Raw genomic sequence first — 11213 nt, 5'->3', positions numbered from 1 at the left:
GCCACCGCACTTCGGCGCACCGTGGAGGAACTGTTCTGGGACGATGGCATGTGCAACTACGCGATCGCCCGCGATGGCGACGACCAACTGTGCCGCGTGCGCACCTCCAACGTCGGGCATCTCCTCTACACCGGACTGCCGCGCAGGAAGCGCGCGCACCATGTGATACGCCAGCTGCGTTCGGCCGCGTTCGATGGCGGCTGGGGCGTGCGCACGCTGGCCCACGAGCAGGCCCGCTTCAATCCCATGTCCTACCACGACGGCTCGGTATGGCCGCACGACGTGGCCATGAGTGCGGCCGGCATGGCGCATTACGGCGAGCGCGATGATGTGGTGAAGCTGGTCAGCGAGACTTTCCAGGCGGCGACGTATTTCGGCATGCGCCTGCCGGAACTGTTCTGCGGCTTTCCCAAGCGCACGGGCGAGCCGCCGGTGGCCTATCCGGTAGCCTGCATGCCGCAGGCCTGGGCGGCGGGGTCGATGTTCATGCTGATGCAGGCCTGCCTGGGCGTCACCATCGATGGCAAGCGGGGCGTGGTGCACGTACGCAGCCCACGCCTGCCCGAAGGCATCGACCGGCTCACCGTCCATGCACTGGACGTAGGTGGCAAGCGGATCAACCTGGGTTTTGAACGCATCGGTGGACGGGTCGTGGCATTCCGCAATGGCGGCTCGGCCGGCGTGCCTGTCCGGGTGGAACTCTGACGTTCGCTACAGCGCCGGATAGGCGCCCGCCAGTCCGTGCGTGGAGAGCATCGCGCCGATGCGTCCGGTCAGCCACTCCAGGTCCGCTGGATCGCCCAGTTGCATGATCTCATCGGCCAGCAGCGCAAAACGCGGCCAGAATTCCGTGCCGTCGGGATGCGCCTGCAACAAGGCACTCACTTCGATGTCGAGCTCGGACAGGCTGCGTTCCAGCCGCATGCGCGTAGGTTTCATGCGCGGAGCGTAGCTACGGATTCATCACGGCGATGTGGGAATTTCGCAATCGACCCGTCGGGCGATGCGTGCATCGCGCGACATCAGGCCAAGAGCTTCACGCAGGCCCGAAGATCGGTGACCAGCTGGCCGTAGGCGCGCTCGCGGTCATCGGTAGAGCGCATGCGCAGCACCGCCGAGGGATGCCACGTGCCAAGGCCCACCACGCCATCGTCGAGCGTTCGCACGATGCCGCGACAGGTGATGATGCGAAAATCATTGCCGAACAAGGTCTGCGCCGCCATCAAGCCGAGCCCCACCATGCAGCGTGGCGTCAGGCGATCGAGTTCCGCCGCCAGCCACCGCCGGCATCGGGCCTGCTCCATCGCGCTGGCCCGCTTGTGCAGGCGCACCTTGCCGCGCTCCTCGTACTTGAAGTGCTTCACCACGTTGGTGAGGTAGACCTCGTCGCGATCCAGGCCCGCCTCCTCCAATGCGCGATCGAGCAACTTGCCGGCGGGGCCCACGAAGGGCCTTCCCGCGAGATCCTCCTGCGCACCCGGCTGCTCGCCCACCAGGACCATGCGCGCCCTAGCTGGCCCTTCGCCAAAGACCGTCTGCGTCGCACCTTTCCACAAGGGGCAGGCCCGGCAGTGCGCGGCTTGTGCACGCAGCTCGCGCAGGGAGCCGTCCGGCACGTCATCGACCGGCTTGGACAGCAGGGAAACGGATGGCGATGGTTTCACGACCTGCGACTTGCCTCGCGTCCAGCATCTCGCCCGCATTGTTGCCGCGGGAGGTCAACACGGCGTAGGCACCGTGTGTTCAACGTGGACGTCCATTAAGTTCTTCCGCAGCAGGCCTTGTCCTTGCGCTCACACAAGCCAGTCGGCGCATTCACGAAAGCGATGGAAGCATCACCCCATTCCTCCCGCAGACGCGGGATATGGAACCCCAGGTGCACATGGCCGACACGCCGAAAAAAGATGCCGCTGCGGAAGGCCTGGTCTACGTGCACGATGACCAGCCGGGCCTGCATCGCCGTCGGCGCGGGCGCGGTTTTGTGTATCTGGACGAACGCGGGCGACGCGTCACGAAAAATGCCGTGCTTGAACGCATCCGCCTGCTGGCGATCCCACCCGCCTATGCAGACGTGTGGATTTGCGCCAACGCAAGAGGCCACCTGCAGGCCACCGGACGTGACGCACGCGGACGCAAGCAGTATCGGTACCACGCACGGTGGCGCCGCGTGCGCGATCGCGGCAAGTTCGATCACATCCGTGATTTCGGTGCCGCGTTGCCACGCATCCGCCGCCGCGTTCGCACCGACCTGGCCCTGCCGGGATGGCCGAAAGAAAAGGTGGTGGCCCTGGTGGTGCGCCTGCTCGACCAGACGCTGATCCGCATCGGCAACGAAGCCTACGCCACAGACAACGGCAACTATGGCCTGACCACGCTGCGCTCACGGCATGTGCGAGTGGAGTCTGGCGGTCTGCGCCTGTGCTTCCGCGCGAAAAGCGGCAAGCCCAGCGAAGTGCCGTTGAACGACAAGCGCCTGGTGCGCTTGCTGCGTCGTGTCCAGCAGCTGCCGGGGCAGCGCCTGTTTCAATATCTCGATGACGATGGCCATCGTCACGCCATCGATTCGGGCATGGTCAACGATTACCTGCGGGATGCCGGCGGCGGCGACTTCACGGCCAAGGATTTCCGCACCTGGGCAGGCACCGTGCTGGCCATCGGGTTGCTGGCGGACACGCCGCTTCCCGACCCCGACTCCGAACGCGCCAGGCAGGCCTGTCTCAAGGAAGTCGTCAGCGACGTAGCCGCGCAACTGCGCAATACGCCCGCGGTGTGCCGCGCGTCTTACATCCACCCCAAGGCGCTCACAGGATGGGAAGACGGCAGCCTCCATCGCGCGGTTCCCGCGACACTCGCCCATCGCCCTCGCCAGCTCGAACACGCCACGCTGCGTTTTCTTCGGCGGCGCTGACCGACACCGCCCGCAGCCGTCAACGTCATGTGCGCCGATCGGCACGGTGTCTTCCAGCACTGTCCGCATGAGCGATGTGGCACTTAGCTTCCTGGCCACACTTCCGGGGTGGACCCATGATGAAGCGCTGGCTGTTGTGCCCATTCGCATGCCTGCTGACGATACCGGCGCTGGCCCAGGTCGATCTCTCGCATCTCGAAAAGAAGGATGTCGCCCCGCACACACGACTACTCGTGCTGGGCACCGTGCATCTCTCCGGCTCACCGAAAGGATTCAAGCCCGAATCGCTGGAGCCCGCGCTGGCACGACTGGAAGCGTTCAAGCCGCAGATCATCACGGTCGAGCAGATTTCCGGCGCAGGCTGCGATTTCATGGCTCGCCATCCCACCGAGTACGATCCACAGGACATCGCCACCTATTGCCAGGACACCGCGCCCGCGAAAGCTGCCACCGGGCTGGACGTGCCGGCCGCCATGGCACAGGCGCGCAGCACCCTGAAAACCTGGCCCGCGCAGCCGACACCGGGCCAGCGCAGGCATCTTGCGGCGTTGTTCCTTGCCGCGGGTGACGCCTACTCCGCTCAGGTGCAGTGGCTGCAGTTGGCCGACGCCGAACGCCGCGCCGGCGACGGATTGGACGACGCACTGGTGGCCTCGCTGCAGAAGCGCGCCACCGGCAACGATGAAACCCTGCTCATCGCCACGCGCCTCGCGGTGCGACTGGGACTGCAACGCCTGTATGCCATCGACGACCACACGGGCGACAACGTGGACGTGGCCGATGCGGCCACCTACGGCCAGGCCATCGAGCACGCCTGGGACGGCGCGGCATCCGGCGTCGCTTCGGTACGCGCCAAGCGGGCGAAGCTTTGGCAGGACGGCGACATGCTGGCGCTGTATCGCTACGTCAATCGTCCTGACGCGCTGCGCGCCGATATCGACAGCGACTTCGGCGCCACGCTCGGCGATCCCTCATCGCAGCACTACGGACAGATCTATGTCGCCGGCTGGGAAACGCGCAACCTGCGCATGGCCTCCAACATCCGCGCCACCTTCCGCGAAACACCGGGCGTGCGCGTGCTCAGTCTGGTGGGCAGTTCACACAAGCCATGGCTCGACAGCCTGCTGGGGCAAATGCAGGGCGTGGAGATCGTGGATGTGGAGAAGGTGCTGGAGTGACGCGCGGCGAACGGGGCCTCACGCGTGCGGACGTTCACTTCTTTGCAGCCCGCTGAAGCCCTGAATAACGGCCTTCCTGTTGCTCAACCGCCCATGGCACGCAAGGCCATTTCCGTACGATCGAGCGTGGTCACGGCGTGATCCGCCGTGTGCCGCATGGCGCGCGCCAGCGACAGCGCCTGCCGGCCTTCCAGTTCGTGCGAAGCAGCGAGGTCCGCCAGTCCCGTGAGCGTTTCCAGCTCGCTCACGCTGTGTGTCGCGTTTGCCAGCACCTGGGGCGTCAGGCGGGAGGCAAAATCGTCCAGCACGCCTTGCACGATGGCGGCGCCCTCGGCCGCTGTCCGGGCCATGGAAATCGCCATTTCCCTGGGCAGCCTGCCAGATTCGACCGCATCGACCGCCAGTTCACGGAACGCACGCGCCACTCCGAGCGCCTGGGCAATGCCGTTGGTCGGTTCTTTGCACATGGGACCCCCTTCGTTGCCGCCGATATTGCTCTGCCGCCAGCGGAGTGTCACCTGCCCGGCGAAGCTTCGATACCTGTCCATGAGTACTAGCCGGGTACGCGATGAATGGCCACCCGGCCCTCCAGCCCATCGTCAACACTGGGCCGGAAAACCAGGGAGGCAACCCGCGGACCGCGCGCCCATTCCGTAAGCCATCCGACCAGTTGGGCGGCATCGCCCGACTGCGGCACGTAGAAGTCCAGGTGCCGGCGCTCGATATCGCACTGCCGGCCACAGTGAAAGCTGGAGAAACCCAGGGCCAGGACCCGTCCATCCCCCGCCACGATCAACGCCACGGCGTTGCCGCCGCAATCGTGGGGCGGGCACGCGGAGAACAGGAAGCGGTCGCCAGGAAGCTGCACCACCCGGTCCGGCGGGCCGCCCAGCCCGCGCATGGCTTGCTCGGCCACCGGCCGGCCGGCGCGGAAGTAGTCGACGCGCTCGCTGCCGACAAACCGGGTGACGGCGGCCGCCAGTTCCGACTGAGGCACGGCATTGACCGTGGCGCATCTTGCAGGGTGGCCGAGCGAGCAGTCCGGCGCCGCGGTGGCCGCCAACGGCGATCCCAGTACCAGGCAGCAAAGCATGCCCGCCAGACGTCGAAACATGATGGCCCCCGCATCCGTGATGATGGGTGCGAGCCTACATGGCAGTTATGCCTTTCTTGTGTCCGCGGAGCAGCGCGGGTTCGGGCTCCTAGCCCTTCTTCCGGGTCGCCTTCTTTACGACGGAGGCTGCCTTCTTGGCGGCCGGAGCGGCCTTCTTTACCGCAGGCACCGCCTTGGCCACCACTGCCTGCTTCGCAACGGCACCGGTCGGAGCGACCAGTAACTTGTGGGTCGCGCTGTTGCGCAGCAGGGTGCACAGCGAATCGAAACGGCAGCAGCACTCGGTGTAGCCGGCACCCGCCGTAAAGCTGCCGAGCACCGCCGCGTGATGCATGCCCCGCGAGGGAAGCGGCGCGGGCGTCCCGCCCACCTGCGGCCATTCGATCAAGCCCTGACCCGAGACGCGCGCAGGAATCAGCCAGTAGTCGCCGGTGGCGTATAGGCCGCCGGGCTCGAAGCGCACCTGCACGCCGTTTTCCAGCGTGATGGAATCTCCCTCCACCAACACCACGTCGCCACCGGCGGTCACGTCGTCGCGCTGGTCCCAGCGCCGCAGCAGCGGATGCTTGCGCGGGTCGTTGCTCAGTGCATACGGCGTCGCGCCGCCAACCACCGACAACTGCACGGTGCGCCGCGTACTGTCCAGGCTCCTCACCTGCAACAGCGAGTAAGCCAGCTGCGCGAGCGAGTAATCGTCATCCACCAGTTCCACCCAGTCGCCGATGGCCAGGCCCAGCCGCTGGTCGTGCCCCAGGCTGCCAAGCGTCACCGTCATGATCGCGCTGCCGTCGTCGGCACGGCCCAGCACGCTGCTGAGCGCGGGAAACACCACCGAGCCGTTCTCGCGCGACCACTTGAAACTGGTGGTGGATGGCGCCGCATCCGTACTGCCCAGCCCGCCGCGATGGATCTCCACGCGGTACAGCTGGTTCTCGCAACCGCGATAGCGTGCGTCGGCGGCGATCACACATGGATCGCTGTCGGTATCCACGGGGCCAAGCTGGGCGCGCATGCGAGGCCACGCGTAGGTGGCACGAACGCCGACCAGCTGCCGCAGCGCATCGCAAAGCGTGGTGTTCGCCGGGCCTTGCCCATTCAACGCATTGGCCAGTGCATCCAGGTTGGCCAGGTCCTGCTTGAGCGTGGCGGCATCCAGATCCTTCCTCAGGCCCAGCGCGGTACGCACGTTGGCCAGCGATGCCGTGGATTGTTCGGGGTTGAGGTCGAGCATGCGCATCTGCCAGATCACCTGCGCACGCGAGGCCGTGTCGACACCGTTGAGCGCGACGTCAGCGATGCCTGGCGCCTCCAGCGCGCACAGATGCCGCTCCCACACATCGAGGTAAAGCACGAAGCCGGCGGGCTGGCCCGTCGAGCCATCGTTGCCGCTCACCGTATCGGGCGTGGGCAGATAGGGTTGCGTACCGAACGTGCAGGCGCTTTCGTTGACGCACAGGATGCCGTCCACATAGAAATGCCCCGGCGTCAGCGACCAGTCGGGCAGTTTCGGCGCAGCCGCAAGCAGGAATCCATTGCCGGCAGCCCAGCACGGGCCCACCAGATCCATAGCCAGCGTGCGAAGCAGGCTGAGCTGGATGCTGGCCTGTTCGTTCCAGTCCGCCTCCAGCGTGACGCGGCCCTGTTGCTGGTAGACCTGGCTGTAATGCAGCGTCGAGTCGAAGGTGACACGGGCAAAGTCGCCTTTCATGATCGATCTCCTAACTCGCAAAGAAAATGCCGGAAGCAGCACCGGCCGGCACGTATTCTTCGAGCCGCAGCGCGAGATTCGCCTGGCGTTGCGGCTCGTACAGGTCGTGGTACACACCCATCGCCGACTCATCGGACGCGCCGCTGCGGATTTCCTCGCAGCAGGCATCGGACAGCCTCATGTAGTGCGGTGATCCATAACGGCGACTGCGGAAACTCGGCACCACGCGCAACCGCGTCTGTGCCGCGTCCGCACTCGCCGCGGCCGCCAGGGCGAGATCCGGCTGACAATGGAAGCGTTGCGGCGTGCGCGATCCCGCCGGCACGTAGCAGAAGCGCACGCATCCCGCTTGCCGACGCAACACACGCAGCGGGCTGGCGAATACGGAGTTCTCGGCCAGGTGCACGCTGTGTACCTGCACCTCGCCCACCACCGTGCAGCGCACGAAGCTGGCGTCGGCATAGGCCACCACTTCATCCGGCGAGGACACGGCCAGCCGTTGCAGGCCCGTGGCATCCAGCACGCTGTCACGCAGGGTGATCGACGGAGGCTCACCACGCCGCGCCGGCGACACCACGCTGATGCCACCGAGAATGCTGTGTTCCACGCGCAACGATGCGCGTGTGCCATCGAGCGTGACGCTGGGCTCGCCCGGACGCTTGGGATCGCAATCGCATTGCAGTGCCCATCCGGGCACCAGTGTGCAGTGTCGTATCACCAACTCGCAAAGATCCTCGGCGGGTACGGCCTGCGCGTCGCCATCGTCCTGCGGCCCATGCACCTCGATGCCCCGCCCCGAAATCAGCAGGCCATCCAGCACGAAGCGGCTGCCCGGACCACCGCCGACGGACAGTGCATCCGGCTGGCTCGCGCGCATGTCGAGCAATCGCAGCACCGGTCGCGTGCGATCCGCAGCGCGCAGCTGGATGGCTTCGCCCGGATCGAGTTGCACGTCGATACTGCCTTCGTACACGCCACTTTCCGCAAGCTCGATGATCAGCGCATGCAGCGTGGGCGTGGCTGCCTTCGCCTTGGCCCAGGCAGCAAGCGCGTCAGCGATGCTGGCGTAGTGATTGTCCGGCAAGGTGGACTTGGCCGGATCGCTGTCGGGCAGCGCGGCATGGACGGTGTAGCGCGTGGCGTTCTCCAGTTCGGGAGTCACGCGCGCGTATTCGCCACCGCCGATGTCCGCCGCGAAACCGTACTGATAACTCACCCAAACGCCGCGCTTGGGACGCTGGCCGGCGGGAAACAGCATGCGGCCCAGCTCGGGATCCACCGCAAGGCGTCCGCGCGGCACCTGGTATTTCCAGTCGGCGAGGTCCGCCGGCATCAGCGCTTCGATGGCCACGGGTGAACCCTGGCCTTTTGCCGGCCAGTCGGGTGCATAGATCTGCACGCTCCTGCCATCGCCATAGAGGGCGGGTGACACGGTGGCGTAATCCGCGGCCGGTCCGCGCACGGCAAAACGCCAGCGCCGCAACGGTACGGGCAGATTTGCTTCTTCCGCGATATGCGTGGGCGCAGGTTCCTCCAGGGGGCGCTGGAACAGCGCCGTGTCATGCCCGAGCACACTGAAGCTGTAGCACTGCGCGCCCTGCTCTTCCACGCAGTAGGCCGGCGTGGTGGTCACCGGATAACTGCGCAGCCGGAACACGAACAACCCGACATCCGGTATCGCGAAGCGTCCGTGGCGATGCGCGCTGTCGATGCGGCGGATGTCCACGCTGTGCGCCAGCCGATTGAACGCGCCGTCTTCCCATGCATGGCATTGAAGCCGTCCCGGCCGGCGCAGGTCCGCCGTGCCGCCGCGCCACGGATGCTGGTGATCGAGGTGCTGCGTCCAGCCCAGCAGGCGATAGAACTCCACGGCACGTGCCGGCCAGCCCGACGCATCGCGCGCGAGGTCTTCCAGCAGCGACAGGGTGCCCTTGCGACGCCGCGCATCGATGAGATTGGCCACGTCCGCACGCGGGGCAAGCACGCGGCCCAGTCCCGCCTGCCCGCAACCGTTCGCCGCCAGCGTAGCCGCCTCAGGCAACAGCGTGTATCCCAACAAGTCGCCGATATAGGGAACAACCCAGTCGTCGCAGGTTTCGATGAACCAGTTGTCGTAAAGCCGCGTGATGTCCTGCTCCACCACATCGGCCTGTGCGGACAGCACGCGCAGGAAATCGCGCAGCGGATAACCCTGGTCCGCATCGCGCATGCGATAGACCACGGGCATGAGGTCGTAGAGACGATCCGGCTGGCTGTTCATGGCGTGGCCTCCTGCAGCAAGAGCGTGTCCGGCACGTTCGACATGAAGCAGGCAAGCTGTGCGGGCAACAGCTGGCCATTGGCATCCAGTCGTCCATCGAGCACGGTGATCCGTTGCAGCACATCCGTATGGGCGGCTGGTGTGCCGGCGTGCATCAGCACGGCGCCGTCATCACCTGCATCGCCATCACCCTCTCCGTCCTGGCCAACGCCAAAGCCGAGCAGCAATTCGTCCGTATCCAGGCTGCCGAAAGCATCCACATCGACCCAGGCCACGCCGCGCACACCCTGGATGCACGACACCACGCCACTGAGATAGACGTTGCTTGCGAGGTTCGCACTCTCGAAGCCGAAACGGGCCAGCAGAGCAGCGCGTATCACCGGCTCCACCGATTCCCATTCGTAGTCCGGCAACAGGCCCACCTTGGCGCTCAATGTCAGCGCCACCAGTTCGCGCACCACCAGGTTTACCGGCAGCGCCGGATCGCCATACAGCTGCAGCGACTGGAGCAGGTTGCGATAGAGGTCGGAGGTGTCGTCGATGGGCGCGTCATCGGCACCGGCGATGGTCACCAGCACCTGCGAGCCAAGCTTGGTTGCCGATGCCTTGCCTACGCCACCATAGGTACGCGAGAAATCGGCGTAGTCGGTGATCGACACGAGGCGGTCCAGCGCAAGCACGGCGAGCGGCACATTTGCCCGCGCCTGGTCTCGCGTTTCAGGATCCGCGCCACCCGAAGCCCGCAGCGGGTTGATCACCTGCTTGACGCCCAACGGCCGCGTCGCGGCAAGGCTCACCTGCCCTGCCTGCACATTGCCCGGCATGCCTATGCCTTGCCGATAGACCGCCGTGACGTTCTCGATGCCGGTGGGCAGGCGCGCACCGTGCACGCCATCGCCGAACAGCACGCTGACTTTGCCGCTGTCGTCGATGGCCGTGGCGTAGCTGCGGCTGGACGCATCGACAAACGCGAGGTTGCGCACCTCGTGCCACTGCATGCCGTTGACGGACACCACCAGCGTGCTCTGCACGCCATCCACCGTGGGCGCCGACACATAGGTAAGCGGCGACTGCTTGAGAACGAACGTGGGCATGGCCACACCGCTGCCGCTGCCGAGCACTTCGTTACGCGTCTCGCCATGCGTGGCGCGCACGACGTTGGCATAGACCGACACGCTGTTGCGCACGTACGTATAGGCCAGACCGTTATCGGCGAAGACCAGCGTGCTGTGGATGGTGTCGCCGGAAAGGTTCGACGCCGCCTGCTCCACGGCCAGCAACATCACCGCCTCTGACCCAGTCACCGCGTCGGTGCCGGGTACGTCGGCACGCTGGCCCTGCACGATCACCCACCGCCCGGGCTTGAGCCCGTCGACGGCCTGGTCGAGCGTCATGCGCGTGGCACTGTCCTGCGCCACGCCGGCGCTGGTCGTGGGCGCATTGCCGGCCACGTCGGGAATATCCGATGCCGCCAGCGTCAGCGGCTCGCTCTGCGCAAGCACCAGCGTGCCACGCAGCGCGGACTCGTCACTGACGCTCCAGGTGTGGCCGACCTGGTTCGGATCGATGTCCAGCCGCGTGCTCTTGCCGCTCATGGTGTACATGGAGCGTGGCGCGACGGTCGCGTGCTGCAGGCGCACCGTGACGATGGGAGGCCAGGCAGATCCCCCGGCCGGCGGCACGATCACCGCGTAGCTGCCGTCATCCACGTCATCGTAGGCGTTGTCGAGCCAGACGGTGTTGGCTGCTTCCTGGCTGGTGTCGAGCGCACCGGGAACCATGCTCGACACCCACTGCGAACCGTCCCACTTCTGGTTCACCGTCATGGGCGCCGGCGCGTTGTAACCGAACAGCGGCGCCTTTACCCGCAGCGCGAATACGCCCAAAAGATCGGGCGATGGATCGCCGTGCGGAATGGCCGTCCATGCGCGATAGAACGTATCCATCAAGGGCGTGACGAAGTTGAGCAGCAGCTGCGGGCGCGCGTCGCTGGCCGGTGCCAGTGCTGTCGCGATACCGCGCTGCAAGCGCAGACTGTTGGCGGG

At 66.2% G+C, this 11213-nt stretch carries 10 protein-coding genes; 3 read left to right on the top strand and 7 right to left on the bottom strand.

Translation table 11 applies throughout. The features are described 5' to 3' along the window. Positions 1-705: amylo-alpha-1,6-glucosidase (locus VFG49_RS08215; protein ID WP_414649083.1), on the top strand; the 705-nt coding region annotated here is incomplete at its 5' end. A 6-nt stretch (positions 706-711) separates the two neighbouring features. Here VFG49_RS08215 and VFG49_RS08210 read toward each other — a convergent pair. Beyond that, positions 712-939 carry a hypothetical protein gene (locus tag VFG49_RS08210; RefSeq protein ID WP_324859310.1) on the bottom strand — a complete coding sequence of 76 codons (228 nt, stop codon included), beginning with the start codon at positions 937-939 and terminating at the stop codon, positions 712-714. Positions 940-1022: 83 nt separating this feature from the next. Next, a complete protein-coding gene (locus VFG49_RS08205) occupies positions 1023-1664 on the bottom strand; it encodes a UdgX family uracil-DNA binding protein (protein ID WP_324859308.1) in 642 nt (213 codons plus the stop codon). Positions 1665-1876: 212 nt separating this feature from the next. Here VFG49_RS08205 and VFG49_RS08200 point away from each other — a divergent pair, with 212 nt between their 5' ends. Next, positions 1877-2908 carry a DNA topoisomerase IB gene (locus tag VFG49_RS08200; protein ID WP_414649085.1) on the top strand — a complete coding sequence of 344 codons (1032 nt, stop codon included), beginning with the start codon at positions 1877-1879 and terminating at the stop codon, positions 2906-2908. A gap of 131 nt (positions 2909-3039) precedes the next feature. After that, complete coding sequence (locus VFG49_RS08195) at positions 3040-4086, top strand: DUF5694 domain-containing protein (protein ID WP_414649084.1); 1047 nt, start codon at positions 3040-3042, stop codon at positions 4084-4086. 83 nt (positions 4087-4169) lie between these two features. Here VFG49_RS08195 and VFG49_RS08190 read toward each other — a convergent pair whose 3' ends face one another. The 5 genes from VFG49_RS08190 to VFG49_RS08170 all read right to left on the bottom strand — a co-directional run. Continuing rightward, on the bottom strand, positions 4170-4553 hold the full coding sequence (locus VFG49_RS08190) for a hypothetical protein (RefSeq protein WP_324859302.1): 384 nt from the start codon (positions 4551-4553) through the stop codon (positions 4170-4172). A gap of 86 nt (positions 4554-4639) precedes the next feature. Then, on the bottom strand, positions 4640-5200 hold the full coding sequence (locus VFG49_RS08185) for a hypothetical protein (protein ID WP_324859300.1): 561 nt from the start codon (positions 5198-5200) through the stop codon (positions 4640-4642). 88 nt (positions 5201-5288) lie between these two features. After that, positions 5289-6908 carry a DUF6519 domain-containing protein gene (locus tag VFG49_RS08180; RefSeq protein WP_324859298.1) on the bottom strand — a complete coding sequence of 540 codons (1620 nt, stop codon included), beginning with the start codon at positions 6906-6908 and terminating at the stop codon, positions 5289-5291. A 10-nt stretch (positions 6909-6918) separates the two neighbouring features. After that, positions 6919-9168, bottom strand: a complete 2250-nt coding sequence (locus VFG49_RS08175) for a hypothetical protein (protein WP_324859296.1) — start codon at positions 9166-9168, stop codon at positions 6919-6921. Continuing rightward, positions 9165-11213 (bottom strand): putative baseplate assembly protein (locus tag VFG49_RS08170; RefSeq protein WP_324859294.1); only part of this gene is annotated, 2049 nt, incomplete at its 5' end. The genes VFG49_RS08170 and VFG49_RS08175, both read right to left, overlap by 4 nt.

This window comes from Dyella sp. (assembly GCF_035685885.1).
Taxonomy (GTDB): Bacteria; Pseudomonadota; Gammaproteobacteria; order Xanthomonadales; family Rhodanobacteraceae; genus Dyella.
The sequence above is the reverse complement of the archived record's forward strand: the minus strand, read 5'-3'. Positions and strand labels throughout refer to the sequence as shown.

What these genes read in the sequence shown, in the direction of transcription:
- VFG49_RS08210 (WP_324859310.1), bottom strand. Translation starts at nt 939, where the DNA reads ATGAAACCTACGCGCATGCGGCTGGAACGCAGCCTGTCCGAGCTCGAC.
- VFG49_RS08190 (WP_324859302.1), bottom strand. Translation starts at nt 4,553, where the DNA reads ATGTGCAAAGAACCGACCAACGGCATTGCCCAGGCGCTCGGAGTGGCG.
- VFG49_RS08185 (WP_324859300.1), bottom strand. Translation starts at nt 5,200, where the DNA reads ATGTTTCGACGTCTGGCGGGCATGCTTTGCTGCCTGGTACTGGGATCG.
- VFG49_RS08180 (WP_324859298.1), bottom strand. Translation starts at nt 6,908, where the DNA reads ATGAAAGGCGACTTTGCCCGTGTCACCTTCGACTCGACGCTGCATTAC.
- VFG49_RS08175 (WP_324859296.1), bottom strand. Translation starts at nt 9,168, where the DNA reads ATGAACAGCCAGCCGGATCGTCTCTACGACCTCATGCCCGTGGTCTAT.